17 protein-coding genes are annotated in these 16520 nt (G+C 68.2%); 7 read left to right on the forward strand and 10 right to left on the reverse strand.

Features of this window, described 5'->3' with window-relative positions; translation table 11 throughout:
- Positions 1 to 3: 3 nt before the first annotated feature.
- Positions 4 to 285 carry an Lrp/AsnC family transcriptional regulator gene (locus AC4D2F_RS02565; protein ID WP_104165081.1) on the forward strand — a complete coding sequence of 94 codons (282 nt, stop codon included), beginning with the start codon at positions 4 to 6 and terminating at the stop codon, positions 283 to 285.
- Positions 286 to 313: 28 nt separating this feature from the next.
- Here AC4D2F_RS02565 and trpD read toward each other — a convergent pair whose 3' ends face one another.
- Positions 314 to 1372, reverse strand: coding sequence for an anthranilate phosphoribosyltransferase (trpD, locus tag AC4D2F_RS02570; RefSeq protein ID WP_490910509.1), 1059 nt, complete (start codon positions 1370 to 1372; stop codon positions 314 to 316).
- A gap of 150 nt (positions 1373 to 1522) precedes the next feature.
- Here trpD and ctaE point away from each other — a divergent pair, with 150 nt between their 5' ends.
- From ctaE to qcrB, 4 genes are all read left to right on the forward strand, one after another.
- Positions 1523 to 2161 carry an aa3-type cytochrome oxidase subunit III gene (ctaE, locus tag AC4D2F_RS02575; protein WP_104165083.1) on the forward strand — a complete coding sequence of 213 codons (639 nt, stop codon included), beginning with the start codon at positions 1523 to 1525 and terminating at the stop codon, positions 2159 to 2161.
- Between the two features lie 85 nt (positions 2162 to 2246).
- On the forward strand, positions 2247 to 3038 hold the full coding sequence (gene qcrC / locus AC4D2F_RS02580) for a cytochrome bc1 complex diheme cytochrome c subunit (protein ID WP_104165085.1): 792 nt from the start codon (positions 2247 to 2249) through the stop codon (positions 3036 to 3038).
- Between the two features lie 69 nt (positions 3039 to 3107).
- Positions 3108 to 4130, forward strand: a complete 1023-nt coding sequence (gene qcrA, locus AC4D2F_RS02585) for a cytochrome bc1 complex Rieske iron-sulfur subunit (RefSeq protein ID WP_490909387.1) — start codon at positions 3108 to 3110, stop codon at positions 4128 to 4130.
- Position 4131: 1 nt separating this feature from the next.
- Positions 4132 to 5817 carry a cytochrome bc1 complex cytochrome b subunit gene (gene qcrB / locus AC4D2F_RS02590; protein WP_490909388.1) on the forward strand — a complete coding sequence of 562 codons (1686 nt, stop codon included), beginning with the start codon at positions 4132 to 4134 and terminating at the stop codon, positions 5815 to 5817.
- Between the two features lie 115 nt (positions 5818 to 5932).
- Here qcrB and AC4D2F_RS02595 read toward each other — a convergent pair whose 3' ends face one another.
- From AC4D2F_RS02595 to AC4D2F_RS02620, 6 genes are all read right to left on the reverse strand, one after another.
- Positions 5933 to 6724 (reverse strand): GntR family transcriptional regulator, encoded by a 792-nt coding sequence (locus AC4D2F_RS02595; protein ID WP_104165091.1) that lies wholly within the window; start codon positions 6722 to 6724, stop codon positions 5933 to 5935.
- Between the two features lie 113 nt (positions 6725 to 6837).
- Positions 6838 to 7239, reverse strand: coding sequence for a cytochrome c oxidase subunit 4 (locus AC4D2F_RS02600; protein WP_104165093.1), 402 nt, complete (start codon positions 7237 to 7239; stop codon positions 6838 to 6840).
- Entirely contained in the window at positions 7236 to 8963 is a 1728-nt protein-coding gene (ctaD, locus tag AC4D2F_RS02605; RefSeq protein ID WP_490909389.1) for an aa3-type cytochrome oxidase subunit I, read from the reverse strand. Before ctaD ends, AC4D2F_RS02600 begins: the two co-directional genes overlap by 4 nt.
- A complete protein-coding gene (gene ctaC, locus AC4D2F_RS02610; protein ID WP_104165097.1) occupies positions 8963 to 9835 on the reverse strand; it encodes an aa3-type cytochrome oxidase subunit II in 873 nt (290 codons plus the stop codon). Before ctaC ends, ctaD begins: the two co-directional genes overlap by 1 nt.
- Positions 9836 to 10005: 170 nt before the next feature.
- On the reverse strand, positions 10006 to 10386 hold the full coding sequence (locus tag AC4D2F_RS02615) for a HesB/IscA family protein (RefSeq protein WP_104165099.1): 381 nt from the start codon (positions 10384 to 10386) through the stop codon (positions 10006 to 10008).
- A gap of 157 nt (positions 10387 to 10543) precedes the next feature.
- Positions 10544 to 11968, reverse strand: a complete 1425-nt coding sequence (locus tag AC4D2F_RS02620) for a dipeptidase (protein ID WP_490909390.1) — start codon at positions 11966 to 11968, stop codon at positions 10544 to 10546.
- A 107-nt stretch (positions 11969 to 12075) separates the two neighbouring features.
- Here AC4D2F_RS02620 and AC4D2F_RS02625 point away from each other — a divergent pair, with 107 nt between their 5' ends.
- On the forward strand, positions 12076 to 12666 hold the full coding sequence (locus AC4D2F_RS02625) for a DUF3043 domain-containing protein (RefSeq protein WP_490909391.1): 591 nt from the start codon (positions 12076 to 12078) through the stop codon (positions 12664 to 12666).
- A gap of 81 nt (positions 12667 to 12747) precedes the next feature.
- Here AC4D2F_RS02625 and AC4D2F_RS02630 read toward each other — a convergent pair whose 3' ends face one another.
- A complete protein-coding gene (locus tag AC4D2F_RS02630; RefSeq protein ID WP_104165105.1) occupies positions 12748 to 13830 on the reverse strand; it encodes a quinone-dependent dihydroorotate dehydrogenase in 1083 nt (360 codons plus the stop codon).
- An 86-nt stretch (positions 13831 to 13916) separates the two neighbouring features.
- On the opposite strand from AC4D2F_RS02630, the gene AC4D2F_RS02635 reads away from it, so the two are divergent.
- Positions 13917 to 14951 (forward strand): alpha/beta hydrolase, encoded by a 1035-nt coding sequence (locus AC4D2F_RS02635; RefSeq protein WP_490909392.1) that lies wholly within the window; start codon positions 13917 to 13919, stop codon positions 14949 to 14951.
- 13 nt (positions 14952 to 14964) lie between these two features.
- On the opposite strand, the gene AC4D2F_RS02640 is transcribed toward AC4D2F_RS02635, so the two are convergent.
- The gene (locus AC4D2F_RS02640; protein WP_490909393.1) at positions 14965 to 15765 is read right to left on the reverse strand and encodes an isoprenyl transferase; all 801 of its coding nucleotides are present in this window, start codon (positions 15763 to 15765) and stop codon (positions 14965 to 14967) included.
- Complete coding sequence (recO, locus tag AC4D2F_RS02645; protein WP_490909394.1) at positions 15762 to 16508, reverse strand: DNA repair protein RecO; 747 nt, start codon at positions 16506 to 16508, stop codon at positions 15762 to 15764. Before recO ends, AC4D2F_RS02640 begins: the two co-directional genes overlap by 4 nt.
- Positions 16509 to 16520 lie beyond the last annotated feature (12 nt).

Genomic DNA, 16520 nt, shown 5'->3' on the forward strand with positions numbered 1-16520 from the left:
GCCATGATCACCGCATTCGTCCTCATCCAGACCGACGCCTCGCGCATCCCCGAGAGCGCACAGGCGATCTCGGAGATCGCCGGCATCAGCGAGGTGTACTCGGTGACGGGCGAGTGGGACCTCATCGCCATCGCACGTGTGAGCCGCCACGAGGACCTGGCCGACGTCATCGCCGACCGCCTCTCCAAGATCGAGGGCATCCGCTCGACGACGACGCAGATCGCCTTCCGCTCCTACTCCCAGCACGACCTCGACGCAGCCTTCAGCCTGGGGTTCGACAGCTAGGAGCCGACCGCGGCGCCCGGCACGACGGTCAGTACGAGCGGCTGACCTCGACCCAGCGCTCCAGCACGGCCGCAGCGGCACCGGAATCGATCGATGTCTGCGCACGCTCCATGCCCGCCGTGATGCGGTCCACGAGGCTTCCCTCCGCGGCCGGGTCCAGCGCCACGAGGCCGGCGGCGGCGTTGAGCACGACGGCGTCCCGGACGGGCCCGGTCAGGCCGCCCAGCACCGACCGGACGACCGCCGCGTTCCCCGCGGCGTCGGTGCCGCGCAGCGCGTCGACGGGGACGACCTCGAGCCCGAAGTCCCCGGGGTGCACCTCGTGGGACTCCACCTGCCCGTCGCGGACCTCCCACACGGTGGAGGACCCGCTGGTGGTCAGCTTGTCCCTGCCGTCGTCGCCCCGGAAGACGAGGGCGCGGATCCCCCTCGCCGCGAGGACGCCCGCCATCAGGGGCGCCATCCTCGCGTCCGCACACCCGAGCGCCTGCGCGCTGACGCCGGCCGGGTTGCTCAGCGGCCCCAGGAAGTTGAAGGCCGTGGGGACACCCAGCTCCCGCCGCGGCACCGCCACGTGCTTCATGGACGGGTGGAAGACCTGCGCGAAGCAGAACGTGATCCCGGCCCGTTCGGCCGTCCTGGCGACGTCCGCCGGTGGCAGATCGAGGCGGACCCCGAGTTCCTCGATCACGTCCGCCGCGCCGGATGCGGACGAGGCGCCCCGGTTCCCGTGCTTGACGACCCTCGCGCCCGCACCCACGGCCACAAGCGAGGACATCGTCGAGATGTTGAGCGTGCCCAGCCCGTCACCGCCGGTCCCGACGATGTCCAGCGTGGGACCGTCCACCCGGATCCGGTGGGCCCTGCCGAGCATCGCCTCGACGAGCCCGGCGAGCTCGTCGACGGATTCCCCCTTGGCACGCAACGCGATCAGGAAGCCTGCGATCTGGGCATGACTCGCCTCACCCGCCATGATCGTGTCCATCGCCCAGCGGCTCTGTCCCACACTCAGATCCGCCCTCGCGAGGAGGGACGAGAAGATCGACGGCCAGGTGGGCTGCACTGCGGCAGGGCTCGTTGTCGGGATCACCGTCCAAGATTATCTACGAATTGTAGAAAGTCATCCCGGGGAACTTCCGCGGAATCACGGGCGTAACACGTCCCCCGCCCCGCCACGGCCCTCGCGACGGCCGTTTCGCGTTGGTGATCGCGCTGATCTTGGGGACATAATGAGTCTGTGACATCTGCGACCCAAGCCCCCAGCGCCGCCCCGCATCCCGCTCTGAACCGCCCCAACATGGTCTCCGTCGGAACCGTGGTGTGGCTGTCCAGCGAGTTGATGTTCTTCGCCGGCCTCTTTGCCATGTACTTCACCCTGCGCTCCACCTCGGGCGAGATGTGGGCGATGGAGACCGAGAAGCTGAACGTCCCGTTCGCGCTCGTGAACACCGTCATTCTGGTGTCGAGCTCGTTCAGCTGCCAGTTCGGCGTGTTCGCCGCGGAGCGCCTCCAGCCCCGCAGGACGGGCGGGCTCTTCCAGTTCTCCCGCTGGGGCATGGTCGAGTGGTTCCTGCTCACGTTCCTCCTGGGCGCGATCTTCGTCTCGGTGCAGGCGTACGAGTACGCCGAGCTGGTCGCGGAAGGCGTCGCCCTGAGCTCCAACGCCTTCGGATCGGCCTTCTACATCACCACCGGCTTCCACGGGATCCACGTGGTGGGCGGCCTCGTCGCCTTCCTGCTGATCATCGGCCGCGCATTCATCGCCCGCCAGTTCGGGCACTTCGAAGCCACCTCCGCCATCGTCACGTCCTACTACTGGCACTTCGTCGACGTGGTCTGGATCGGCCTGTTCATCATCATCTACTTCCTCCAGTGACTCCTCCTGTAGGCTCTTCTACTAGAGGTAGAATTCACTGAAGAATCTCCGCAGCGCTCGCATCGAAAAAGGCAGGAACCACCCCGTGAAGGCACTCTCCCAGAGGCGGCGTCACCCACTCGCAGCGTTGGCGCTGCTCCTGATGGCACTCCTCCTCACCGGCGGAATCTACGCCGCAGCCAGTACCGCCAACGAGGCGCAGGCTCAGACCACGACCTTTACTGCCGACGACGTCGAAGAGGGCAGCAAGCTGTTCTCGGCGAACTGTGCCTCGTGCCACGGCATGGGCGCCACGGGGTCGGACGCCGCACCGTCGCTCATCGGCGTCGGCGCAGCCTCCGTCGACTTCCAGGTCGGCACGGGGCGCATGCCCATGCAGATGGACGGCCCCCAGGCGCAGGCCAAGCCGGTCCAGTTCACCGAGGAGCAGATCAGCCAGATGGCCGCGTACGTGGCCTCGCTCGGCGCCGGTCCCTCGATCCCCTCCGAGGAGATCCTCGACGCGTCCGAGGGCGACCCCGCCCACGGTGGGGAGCTGTTCCGGGTGAACTGCGCGATGTGCCACAACGCTGCAGCCGCCGGTGGCGCCCTGACCCGCGGCAAGTACGCCCCGTCCCTCGACGGCGTCAGCGAGAAGCACATCTACGAAGCCATGGTCACCGGCCCGCAGAACATGCCGGTCTTCAGCGACGCCAATGTGAGCCCCGAGGACAAGCAGGACATCATCGCCTTCCTGAAGACGATCGAGGAGCAGGGCTCCCCGGGCGGAGCGGATCTGGGCTCGCTCGGACCGGTCTCCGAAGGCCTGTTCATCTGGGTCGCCGGGCTCGGCGTCATCATCGCGTTCACCGTGTGGCTCACGTCGCGCTCCTCCTGACCATCCGGGAGCGCCCCGTGAACGAATCAATTACAGACTCGCAGTACCTAATGAAAGATAAGAGGGATCATGGCCGACTCTAGTCACGGCGCTCCCGGAAGCTCGGTCACCGTTGCGACGCCAGGGCGGGCGCTGGACGAGTTCGAGAACCCGGGCCTTCCGCCCCACCGCCCGCGCCTCGCGGACCGGGATCCGCGTGCCGAGAAGCGTGCCGAACGCCAGGTCGCCCTGCTGTTCTTCATCTCCGTCCTCGGGACGCTGCTGTTCTTCGCGGGGTACTTCCTCGTACCGCTCGACGAGACCATCGCGCGGCTGCGGCTCCAGAACCTGATGCTCGGTCTGGGGACCGCTTTCGCGATGCTGGGCATCGGCGTCGGGATCGTCCACTGGGCCAAAACACTCATGCCGGACCACGAGGTCACGGAGCAGCGTCACGAGATCCGTCCAGAGCAGGACCGCCGCGACGCCGAGAAGATCGTCAACGACATCCTCGACGAGTCAGGCATCAAGCGGCGTCCCCTCATCCGGAACACCCTCCTGGGGGCCGCTCTCCTTGCTCCGCTCCCGGCGATCGTCATCTTCCGCGACCTGGGCCCCCTCCCGGGGAACGTGCTGAGGCAGACCATGTGGGACACGGGTGTCCGCCTGACCCGCGATCCCAGCGGCACGCCGATCCGCGCGTCGGACGTGACCATCGGTTCGGCATTCCACGTCATCCCCGAAGGACTGAACGAGGCAGAGCACAAGCTCGAGGAGAAGGCCAAGGCCGTCGTCCTCCTCATGCGCCTCGATCCCGAAGAGCTCAACCCCTCCCCCGGGCGCGAGGACTGGGCGTACGACGGCATCGTCGCGTACTCCAAGATCTGCACCCACGTCGGCTGCCCGGTGGCACTGTACGAGCAGCAGACGCACCACCTGCTGTGCCCCTGCCACCAGTCCACCTTCGACCTCGAACAAGAGTGCAAGGTGATCTTCGGTCCGGCTGCGCGTCCGCTGCCACAGCTACCGATCGAGGTCGACGACGAGGGCTACCTCGTCGCGTCCAGCGATTTCCAAGAACCCGTAGGACCTAGTTTCTGGGAGCGAGGCTGACATGAGCAGCTCAACCGCGGCACAACCCTATGCGCCGAAGACACGCACGGGTAAGGTCACCGACTACGTCGACTCACGGGTCGGCGGCTCCGGAATCGTCAAGGAGTTCGGGCGGAAGATCTTCCCGGACCACTGGACCTTCATGTTCGGCGAGGTGGCACTGTACACGTTCGTCATCCTGCTGCTCACCGGCACGTTCCTCACCTTCTTCTACGATCCCTCGATGGCCGAGACGCACTACGAGGGCAGTTACTTGCCCCTCCGCGGCGTCGAGATGTCCGTCGCCTACGCATCCTCGCTGGATATCTCCTTCGACGTCCGTGGCGGGCTCCTGATGCGCCAGATCCACCACTGGTCGGCCCTGCTCTTCGTCGCCTCGGTCGCGGTGCACATGCTGCGCGTGTTCTTCACCGGGGCCTTCCGCCGCCCGCGCGAGTTCAACTGGGTCGTCGGCTGCACCCTACTCATCCTCAGCCTGGCTGCCGGCTTCACGGGGTACTCCCTCCCCGACGATCTGCTCTCCGGCAACGGGCTGCGCATCATCGACGGCGTCATGAAGGCCATCCCCGTGGTCGGAACCTACCTGAGCTTCTTCCTCTTCGGAGGGGAATTCCCGGGCACCATGATCATCGGCCGACTCTATGTGCTGCACATCCTCCTGATCCCGGCGGTCATCCTGCTGCTGATCGGTATCCACCTGTTCATGGTGGTGCTGCACAAGCACTCGCAGTTCCCCGGCCCCGGCCGGACGAACACGAATGTCGTCGGCTACCCCGTCGGCCCCGTGTACGCCGCGAAGGCCGGTGGATTCTTCTTCATCGTGTTCGGTGTCCTCGCCGCGATCTCCGCAGCGTTCACGATCAACCCGATCTGGAACTACGGCCCGTACGACCCCTCCCCCGTGTCCGCCGGTACCCAGCCCGACTGGTACATCGGCTGGGTGGACGGCGCGCTGCGCCTCATGCCCGGGACGCTCGGTGACAACTTCGACTTCGAGTTCCTGCTCCCCTTCCCCTGGGGCGTCAACACGTTGTCCCTGAACGTCCTGATCCCCGCCCTCGTCCCCGCCATGATCGTGTTCACCGCGATGTTCGCCTGGCCGTGGGTCGAAGCCTGGGTCACGAAGGACAAGCGGGAGCACCACCTGCTCGACCGTCCCCGCAATGCCCCGACCCGCACCGCGATCGGCGTCGCAGGAGTCACGTTCTACTGCGTCATGTGGGCGGCCGCGAGCTCCGATCTCATCGCCACGCACTTCATGGTGTCGCTGAATGACGTCACGTACTGGCTGCGCTTCCTCGTGATCTTCGGTCCGATCCTCGCGTTCATGGCGTCACGGCGGATCTCCCTCGCGCTGCAGCGCAAGGACCGCGAGATCGCCCTCCACGGCCGCGAGACCGGACGCATCGTGCGCCTGCCGCACGGCGAGTTCATCGAGGTCCACGAACCGGTGGACGACTACAAGCGGTACAAGCTGACCGCCTTCGAGTCGCCCGAGGTCACGGTGCCGAAGCCGGACGAGAACGGCAAGATCTCGCTCCTGGACAAGGCCCATGGCCGTGTGTCCCGCTTCTTCTTCGAGGACCGTGTGGTACCGGTGACGCCGAAGGAACTCGAGGCGTCGCACGGAGATCACCACGGCGAGGTCGCCGGCGCGAAGGACCGCGAGTCCATCGCCAGTCACTAGCGGCCAACCCCCGGCAGGCTGACAGAAGGACCCGGACGTCACCGTCCGGGTCCTTCTGCGTTCCCGTGGGCTTCCTGGAGCGTGCGCCCCAGCGGCTCAGGACGGCCGGCTGGGGCTAGTGAAGGCGTTGGGCGCTGTAGGCGCGCGGCGTGCGGACGCCGGGGCGCTGCAGGGGCACCCACAGCTTGTACCGGTCGGCGCGGTAGTAGGAGACGGAGTAGTCGACCATGGTGCGGGCCACGTACGCGTGCCGCTGGATCCTCAGCAGGGGCGCGTTCATCTCCACGTTGAGCAGGCGCGCGATCGACGGCGAGGCGGCCGTCGCCTCGATGGTGTCCTCGCCCCACTCCATGACCAGCCCGTACTTCTCGCTCAGGACGTTGTAGAGAGACGTGGGTGGAGGATCGTCCAGGATACCCGGCACGCGGTGGGACGGGATGAAGTTCTCGTCGACGCTCATGGGCTCACCGTCGGCGAGGAGCTGGCGTCGAAAGCGCACCACGGGCTGCCCGATCTCGATCCGGAGTTCCCGCGCAACGAGGGGCGAGGCCCCCTGCTGCTCGAAGCTGAGGACCCGCGCGTCGGGGACCATCCCCCGGCGGATCATCTCCTCGGTGTAGGACGTCATCTTCATGTGCAGATCCATCTTGCTGCGCGCGACGAAGGTGCCGAGACCCACGACGCGCTCCAGCACCTCCTCGGCGACGAGGGCGTCGATGGCGTGACGGACCGTCATGCGCGCGACCCCGTAGTAGCTGCCGAGAGCCCGTTCGGACGGTATCCCCGCTCCGGGTTCACCGAACCGGCGGATGTAGCGCCTGAGGCTCTCGCGCAGCTGCACATGCTTCGGTGTTGCTGATGCGTCGTCGAGCGGTTCGGCGTCGAAGCGTCGCGGCACCACGGCCATACATTCCATCTCCTGTGATCGGGGCGTCGGACGGCACTACGACTGTACGACGCCGGACGAACGAAAGGGAGCCCGCACATGGCGGGCTCCCTTTCGGATTACGGGGGTTCGGATCAGTGGGCGTGGTACCCGCGGCTGTATTCGTATACCCAGCCGACCAGGGCGATCACGGCGAGCCCCATGCCGATGTAGAGGATCCAGAAGCCGACCGCCAGGCCGGCGAAACTGGTCGCGGCGGACAGGCCGAGCACCAGGGGCCACCAGCTCCACGGGCTGAAGTGCCCCTGCTCGCCGGAACCCTCGTGGATCTCCGCGTCGAGTCGGTCCTCCGGGCGGTCGCCCACGCGCTTGCCGGTGAAGCCGAGATAGAAACCGATCATCCCGGAGAGGCCGGCCGTGAGGTACAGACCGAGGAACCCGACCGGCTCCATCCATTCGACCATGAACCCGTACACCGTGCCCACCAGCAGGAAGAACGGCGTCAGGTAGGTGAAGAGCTTCGTCTCGATCCTCATGCGTCGGCGTCCTTTCGGTCAGCGGCACCCATGAAGCTGGCGGCACTGTCATCGGGGGTGTGCGTCTGCTGCAGCTCGGGGTGGTGCAGGTCGAGTGCGGGGCGCTCGGACCGGATGCGCGGCAGTGAGGTGAAGTTGTGACGCGGCGGCGGGCATGACGTCGCCCACTCCAGCGAGGCGCCGAAGCCCCACGGGTCGTCGACCTCGACCTTCTTGCCGGTCCGCCAGGTGATGTACACGTTCCAGAAGAACGGGATCAGCGAGGCGCCGAGCACGAAGGACCCGATGGTGGAGAACTGGTTCATCGCCGTGAAGCCGTCCTCCGGCAGGTAGTCCGCGTAGCGGCGGGGCATGCCCTCGACGCCGAGCCAGTGCTGGATGAGGAACGTGGCGTGGAAGCCGAGGAACAGCATCCAGAAGTGGATCTTGCCGAGGCGCTCGTTGAGCATCTTGCCGGTGAACTTGGGCCACCAGAAGTAGAAGCCCGCGAACATCGCGAACACGACGGTCCCGAAGACCACGTAGTGGAAGTGCGCGACCACGAAGTAGGTGTCGGAGACGTGGAAGTCCAGCGGCGGTGACGCCAAGATGATGCCCGTGAGCCCTCCGAAGAGGAACGTCACGAGGAAGCCGAGGCTCCACAGCATTGGCGTCTCGAACGTGATGGACCCGCGCCACATGGTGCCGATCCAGTTGAAGAACTTCACGCCGGTGGGTACCGCGATGAGCATGGTCATGAAGGCGAAGAACGGGAGCAGCACGGCGCCGGTGACGTACATGTGGTGCGCCCACACGGTCACGGAGAGTGCCGCGATGGCGATCGTCGCGTAGACGATGCCCTTGTAGCCGAAGATCGGCTTGCGACTGAAGACCGGGAAGATCTCGGAGACGATGCCGAAGAACGGCAGCGCGATGATGTACACCTCGGGATGGCCGAAGAACCAGAAGAGGTGCTGCCAGAGGATGGCTCCACCGGCCTCCGGGTCGAAGATGTGGGCGCCGAAGCGACGGTCGGCGCCGAGCGCGAACAGCGCGGCGGCGAGCGGCGGGAAGGCCATCAGGACGAGGATGGAGGTGATCAGTGCGTTCCAGGTGAAGATGGGCATGCGCCACATGGTCATGCCCGGGGCACGCATGCAGATGATCGTGGTGATGAAGTTGACGGCACCGAGGATGGTGCCGAAGCCCGACAGCGCGAGACCGAAGACCCACAGGTCTCCACCCACGCCCGGCGAGAACGTCGTGCTGGACAGCGGCGCGTAGGCGAACCAGCCGAACGACGCGGCACCCTGCGGGGTGATGAAGCCGGAGACGGCGATCGTGCTGCCGAAGAGGAAGAACCAGAAAGCCAGGGCGTTCAGGCGGGGGAAGGCGACGTCGGGGGCGCCGATCTGGAGCGGCATGATGACGTTCGTGAAGCCCGCGAACAGCGGGGTCGCGAACATCAGGAGCATCACGGTGCCATGCATCGTGAACAGCTGGTTGTACTGTTCCTTCGTCTGCAGGACCTGCATACCCGGCTCGAACAGCTCCGCCCGGATGATGAGGGCCATGACGCCGGCGAAGCAGAAGAAGACGAAGGACGCGATCAGGTACATGTACCCGATGGTCTTGTGGTCGGTCGAGGTGATCCAGTTGACGACGATGCGTCCCTTGGACCTCGGAACTACACGCGGAGCCGCGACGGTGCCGGCTTCCTCAAGGGTGTATTCGAAGGTGGACATCAGCTGCTGCTCCTGGCTGGGTCGGTATCGGGATCGTCCTCGGGATAGGAATCGCGGTCGTACTCGTCGCCGAGCTGGCCGTCCTCGAGCTGCGCCATCCGCGCGTCGAACTCCTCCTGCGAGACGACCTCCACGTTGAAGAGCATCTCCGAGTGGTACTGGCCGCACAGCTCGGCGCACTTGCCGGCGAACACCCCCTCCTTCGTCGGAGTGAGGTTGATGTAGTTGGTGCGGCCCGGGTACAGGTCGCGCTTCATCAGAAATCCGGGGACGAAGAACGAGTGCTGCACGTCGCGTGCGTTGAGCTGGAGCTCGACGGACTGGTTGACTGGCAGGTACAGGGTCGGCAGGTTCTCGGGTACGCCCTCTTCACCGTTCAGGTTCCCCTGGACGCCCGTGGAGTACTTGTCTTCCTTGACGTAGTTGAAGTCCCACGACCACTGCTTGCCGCGGACGTCCACGATGACGTCGGGATCCTCGACGCGGGCGTCGATGGTCGCGATGTCGCGCTCCGTGAAGTAGAAGAACACGAGGACCATGAACAGCGGGATGGTCAAGTAGAAGATCTCGAGCGGCAGGTTGTAGCTGATCTGCCGGGGGTACCCGGTGTCGTTCTTGCGGCGACGGTACGCGACCATGCACCAGATGATCAGGCCCCACGTGATGATGCCGACGACCATGGCCGCGATCCACGAGTTGACCCACAGATCGGTGATGGCCCCGGTGTGGTTGGTGTTGTCCCGGTCTGCCGGAAGCCAGCCCCTTTGGGCTTCTGCCGAACAGCCGGTCAGTAGGAGGGCGCCGACCAGCGAGATGCTGGAGATCTTCGTGATCCTGACGCGCTTGCTACCGGTTCGGTCCTGCGAAATCACAGACGGACCTTCCTTTTCTACGTGCGTTGCCACCCGCCCGTGAAGCGGCCCGGGGTGCACATCCAGTTTTACTACTCACTGTAGAGCTTACCCGGAAGACCCGCGATCCGGTGACACGCAAAAGGCCCGGAACACACCTCGTCGGTGACGTTCCGGGCCCTGTCGGCGTGCTAGTGGAAGGAGTCCCCGCAGGCGCAGGATCCGCCCGCGTTGGGGTTGTCGATGGTGAAGCCCTGCTTCGAGATGGTGTCCTCGAAATCGATCGATGCGCCCGACAGATACGGGACGCTCATCTTGTCCACGATGACCTCGACGCCGTCGAAGTCGCGGACCGCGTCACCGTCGAGGACACGCTCGTCGAAGTACAACTGGTAGATCAGGCCGGAGCAGCCGCCGGGCTGGACCGCGACGCGCAACCTGAGGTCGGTCCGGCCTTCCTGCTCGAGGAGGCTGCGCACCTTCCCTGCCGCGACGTCGGACAGGTTGACCTCGTGCGCGGTGAGTTCCGCGGAATCCTGGACGGATCCGGTGTCGGTGGTCGATGTGCTCATGGTGTTTCTCCTCGCTCGGACCCCACCGTGGTGTGTCCGCTCTCAGTGCCGTCCGCGGTATGGCGCGCACGGCTTTCCTTCATCGTACGCCGGGCCCGCACCAGTGATAACGGACGGCGGGGCGGAAACATTTCCGCCCCGCCGCGTTCTTCACCGTTCAGCTACGGGTGAGTCCGCCGTCGTTGATGCGGGCGAGGAGGATCGCCTCGGCCAGGACCGCCTTCCGGAACTCGTCGAGGTGCAGTGATTCGTTCGCGCTGTGCGCACGGGAGTCCGGGTCCTCCACGCCGGTGATGAGGATCTGCGCGGACGGGAACAGCTCGGTGAGGTCGGCGATGAAGGGGATCGAGCCACCCATGCCCGCCTCCACGGCCTGGACGCCCCAGGCCTCCTCGAGCGCCGACAGGGCGAGCCGGGATGCGGGTTCCGTGGTGTCCGTCCGGAAGGGGCTTCCCGTCTCCCCCGGCGTGAACGTCACCCGGGCGCCGAACGGTGCGTGGGCTTCGATGTGGGCCCGGACGGCCTCCATCGCGGCCCGGGGGTCCTGTCCGGGGGCGAGCCGCAGGCTGAACTTGGCGCGGGCCCGCGGAAGGAGCGTGTTGGAGGACAGTGCGACGGACGGGATGTCCATGCCGATGATGGACAGTGCGGGCTTGTGCCACAGCCGGGAGGCGATGGACCCGGTCCCGGCGAGGCGTACGCCGTCGAGCACCGAGGCATCCGCCCGGAAGTCGTCCTCGTCGTAGTCCACGTCCGCGTGGTCCCCGCCGTGCAGGCCCGCGATGGCGACGTCGCCGGCGTCGTCGTGCAGTGTCGCGATCAGCCGGGACAGGAGCGTCGGGGCGTCCAGCACGGGGCCGCCGAACATGCCCGAGTGGACGGCGTGGTCGAGGACCTGCACCTCGATGGTGCCGTCCACGAGTCCCCGCAGGCTCGTGGTCAGGGCGGGCACGCCCACCTTCCAGTTGCTGGAGTCCGCGACCACGATGACGTCGGCCTGGAGGTCGTCCCGATAGGTCTCGAGGAAGGACCGGAAGGTCGGCGAACCGGCTTCCTCCTCCCCCTCGATGAACAGGGTCACGCCCACGCCGAAGGCGTCGCCGAGCACCTCGGTGAGCGCCCCGAACGCGCCGATGTGCGCCATGATGCCCGCCTTGTCGTCGGCCGCGCCGCGGCCGTACAGCCGGCCGTCGCGCTCCGTCGCGACGAACGGCTCGGACTCCCAGAGCGCCGGGTCCCCGGGCGGCTGCACGTCGTGGTGGGCGTAGAGGAGGACGGTCGGCTGCCCGTCGGCCGCGGCGCGGCGGGCGACGACGGCGGGACCGCCCGGCGTGCCGTCGTTGTCGACGCGCAGGATGCGGACGTCGTCGATCCCCACGCCGCGGATCAGGTCCGCGACCGCCTCGGCGCTGCGGTCGAGCTCGTGGGCGTCGAATGCGTCCCAGGCGATGCCCTGGATGGTGACGAGGCTCGAGAGCTGCTCGACGATGCGGGGAAAGGACGCGTCGACGCTGGCGCGGAGCCGGTCGCCGACACGCGGGGAATCGTGCGGGTGGTCGGTCGGGGTGTTCACGGAAGTCATGCCAGAACCCTACACACGCCGCACCCGGAGGTCGGAGGCCGGCGCCCCGCCGGGAGCGGTGGTCGGGGCTCGGCCTCCGGCGGGCGCGGACCCGGTATCCTGAGGGGGTGTTCGGACGAAACAAAGAAGCCCCCTCTGCCCAGGAAGCCGTTGACAGCGCTTCAAGCACCCCCGAGGCGCAGCGCGCGCAGCGAAAGGGCGCGCCCACGCCCAAGCGCAGCGTGCAGGAGGCCGCCCGCAAGCGGCCCCTCGTGCCCAATGACCGGAAGGCGGCGCGCGACCAGAGCCGCACCACGGTGCGGGACGAGCGCGCGAGGATGCGGCGGGCGCTCGACACCGACGACGAACGCTACCTCCCCCTGCGCGACAAGGGCCCGAACCGCCGGTACATCCGCCAGTTCGTCGACGCCCGGGTGAACATCGGCGAGTTCCTCATGATCGCCGCCCTCGTGTTCGTGATCCTCAGCTTCTTCCAGTCCCTCGCCGTGCAGAGTGCCGTGCTGATGGCGTTCTGGGTCCTGATCGTCGCGGTGATCGTGGACTGCGTCCTGCTGCGCCGCAAGCTGAAGAAGAAGCTGACCGAGAAGTTCGGGTCCCCCAACCAGGGCGACCTCTGGTACGGCGTCACCCGCGCCCTGCAGCTCCGGCGCCTCCGCCTGCCCAAGCCGCAGGTCCGCCGGGGCCAGTACCCCGCCTGACCGTTCGACACGCACCGTGCAGGTGCGGTGCACCACCGAGAGCCGGGCCCGCGGGCCCGGCTCTCTCGCGTCCACCGCAGCTCAGGCCGGTGAGGTGCGCCGGGCCCGCAGCAGTCCGCGATTGATCCTGCGCGCCCAGAACGGACCCTCGTAGAGGAACGCCGTGTACCCCTGGACCAGCGTGGCACCTGCCTCGAGCCGCTCCAGGACGTCGTCGGGCGTCTCGACGCCGCCCACGGAGACGATGGCCAGGTGGTCGCCCACGGCGGACCGGAGCCGGGTGAGGACCTCCAGCGAGCGTGCCTTCAGGGGCGCCCCGCTGAGGCCGCCGACGCCCATGGCCATCACGGTGGCGGGGTCGGTGGCAAGATTCTCGCGCGTGATGGTGGTGTTGGTGGCGACGATCCCGTCGAGGCCGAGGTCCAGGGCGAGGGCGCCGACGTCGTCGAGGTCCTGGTCCGTGAGGTCGGGGGCGATCTTGACGAGGAGCGGCACATGCCGACCCGCCGCGCTGTCCGCCGTGCTGCGCACCGCCTCGAGCAGCGGGCGGAGCGATTCGACGCTCTGCAGCAGCCTGAGCCCCGGCGTGTTCGGCGAGGACACGTTGACCACGAGGTAGTCGGCCACGGGGGCGAGCTGCTCGGTACTCACGAGGTAGTCGGCGACGGCGTCGGCGATGTCGACCTTCTTGGTCTTGCCGATGTTCACGCCGACCACCGGCCGCTGCTGTCCGCCGGAGCGGCGCGTCAGCCGCTGCCGGGCCGCCCGGAGGCGGGGAGCGGCGGCGACGGCGCCGTCGTTGTTGAAGCCCATCCGGTTGATGACGGCCCGGTCCTCGACGAGCCGGAACAGGCGCGGCGCAGGGTTGCCCGGCTGGGCCCGGCCGGTGATGGTGCCGATCTCCACGTGGCCGAATCCCAGCGCGGTGAGGGCGAGCACTCCCCTGCCGCCCTTGTCGAAGCCCGCGGCGAGTCCGAACGGCGAGGGGAACTCCACGCCGAAGGCGGTGGTGGCGAGGCTCGGGTCGGGCGCGCAGAGACGGCGCAGGGCCCAGCCGACCGGTGTGAGGTCGACCGCCCGGATCAGGGCGAAACCGATCCTGTGGGCCCGTTCGGCGTCCATCCCGGAGAAGACGATCCTGAAGAAGGTCGGGTAGAAGCGCATGGCACCAGAGTTCCACGCTGCCCCGGCGGGCGCCAACTCGACAGGAGGACCCGGCGCCCGGCGGGGCGCGCCGGTAGGGTCGGGGCATGGACGAGAGCTGGTCGGTGGACATCCTGGGCGATCCCTTCCGCACACTGACCCTCCCTCTCGAGCCCGACGACGAGGGCGCGCGGGTGGCGACCCTCGTGGCGTACGAGCCGGACGCGTCGCCCGGTGCCCGCACCGGACCATCGAGCCCCACCCGGGCCGTGCTCTACATCCACGGTTTCAGCGACTACTTCTTCCACGCCGAGCTCGCCGAAGCGCTCTCCGCGCGGGGCTGGGCGTTCTTCGCGCTGGACCTGCACAAATACGGCCGCAGCCTGCTGCCCGGCCAGACACCCGGCTTCGCCCTGTCCCTCGAGGAGTACGACCCCGACATCGAGGCGGCACTGGCCGCGCTGCGGGCGCGGCTGGCGGCGCGCGCGGGAACCGGGATCGACCCGGAGGTCGTCCTGATGGCGCACTCCACCGGCGGGCTCACCGCGACGCTGTGGGCGGCCCGCAACCCGGGGAGGATCGCGGCGCTCGTCCTCAACAGTCCGTGGCTCGACACCCAGGGCAGTACCCTGCTGCGCACCGCCGCGCAGGGCATCCTGGAGACCCTCTCGCGCCGTCGGCCGAAGGCACGGCTGCGCCTTCCCGCACTGGGGTTCTACTTCAGGAGCATCAGCGACACGCTCGACGGCGAATGGCGGATCGACCCGGTCTGGCGGCCCGAGACGGGCTTCCCCATCCGGGCCGGGTGGCTCGCGGCCGTCCTGGCGGGCCACCGGGCCCTGGCCCGGGGCGTCACGGTGGATGCTCCGGTCCTGGTCCTGTGCTCCACGGCGTCCGTGATCGGCGCCACCTGGAACGAGTCGATGCTGGAGTCCGACATCATCCTCGACGTGGTGCCGATGGTACGCCGGGCGGCGGAACTCGGGCACGACGTCACCATCCGGCGCCTGCCCGGCGCACTGCACGACGTCTTCCTGTCCCGACCCGAGGTCCGCGGCGCCGCGGTCCGGGCGGCCGCCGGGTGGATGGACGCGCAGGTCCCCGTGGGGTACCGGACGCCGGGGCGGCCCCTTCCCGGCTGAGGCCGCCGACGCGTCAGGAGGACACCCGGTCCGCCGCCTGGTCCACCGCTCCGCCGTACCGGCGGTCGCGCGCGGCGTACTCCTCGATGGCGCGCCACAGGGTGCGGCGGTCGACGTCCGGCCACAGCGTGTTCATGAAGACCATCTCCGCGTAGGCGGACTGCCACAGCATGAAGTTCGACAACCGCTGCTCACCCGAGGTGCGCAGGAACAGGTCGACGTCGGGGAGGTCCGGCTCGTCGAGGTAGCGCTGCACGGTCTTCTCGCTCACCGACGAGGCCTTCAGGGTGCCGGCCGCGACGTCCTCGGCGATGGCCCGCGCGGCGTCGGCGATCTCCGCGCGTCCGCCGTAGTTGACGCACATCGTCAGGGTGCAGGTCGTATTGCCCGCGGTGTGCCGCTCGGCCTCCTCCAGTTCGCGGATGACCGACTGCCACAGCTTCGGCCGGCGCCCCGACCACCGGATCCGGACCCCCCACGCGTCGAGCTGGTCGCGCTGGCGCCTCAGAACGTCCTTGTTGAACCCCATCAGGAACCGCACTTCCTCGGGGGACCTCTTCCAGTTCTCGGTGCTGAAGGCATACACGGAGACGTGGCGGACGCCGATCTCGATCGCGCCGGCCATGACGTCGAGCAGGGCCGCCTCCCCGGCCTTGTGCCCCTCGGTGCGGGGCAGGCCGCGCTCGTTGGCCCAGCGGCCGTTGCCGTCCATGACGATCGCCACGTGGTCGGGGACGAACTGGCGCGGGATGGACGGTGCCTGCTCACCGCTCGGGTGGGGCCACGGCGCCACGGGTCGGGCCGGGTTGTTCATACACGCTCCACATGTTTGAGGGAGGCGACCCCGCGTTCGAGGTGCCATTGCAGGAAGGCGGCGACGAGACCAGCGGCCTCGCGCCGCGCGCCGGCCTCCGACGCGTCCGCGACCGACCAGTCGCCCGTGAGCAGCGCGCCGAGCAGTTCCATGGTCGCGGGTGCCGGCGAGGCCGAGCCGGGCGGCCGACAGGCCGGGCAGACCGCGCCACCGAGCGGCGCGGAGAAGGCGGAGTGGGGGCCCGGCGCACCGCAGCGGGCGCAGTCCGTGAAGCTCGGGGCCCACCCCGCCGTCGCCAGGGCGCGCAGCAGGTAGGAATCGAGGATGAGCTCCGAGGGGTGCAGGTCGCGGCTCAGGGCGGAGAACGCCCCGGCGACGAGCGCGTACTGCGCCCCTCCTGCCTCTCCGAGGTCCGTGAGGCGTTCGGCGGTCTCGGCGATGGCGGTGGCGGCGGTGTAGCGGCCGTAGTCCGAGGCGATGCCGTGGCCGTAGGCGCCCTTCGTCTGGGCCTGGGTGACGACGTCGAGGTTCCGTCCGTGCGCGAGCAGGAGATCCACGGCCATGAACGGTTCCAGCCGGGAACCGAACTTGCTGCTGGTCCGGCGGACGCCCTTGGCGACGGCACGGACCTGCCCGTGCTCCCGCGTCAGGAGGACGATGATGCGATCCGCCTCGCCGAGCTTGTAGGTGCGCAGAACGACACCTTCGGTGCGGTAGGTGCGTGATGCTGACGAGGAGGGCACTGGACCATTCTT

It is taken from the genome of Arthrobacter sp. TJ-263, from assembly GCF_058269155.1.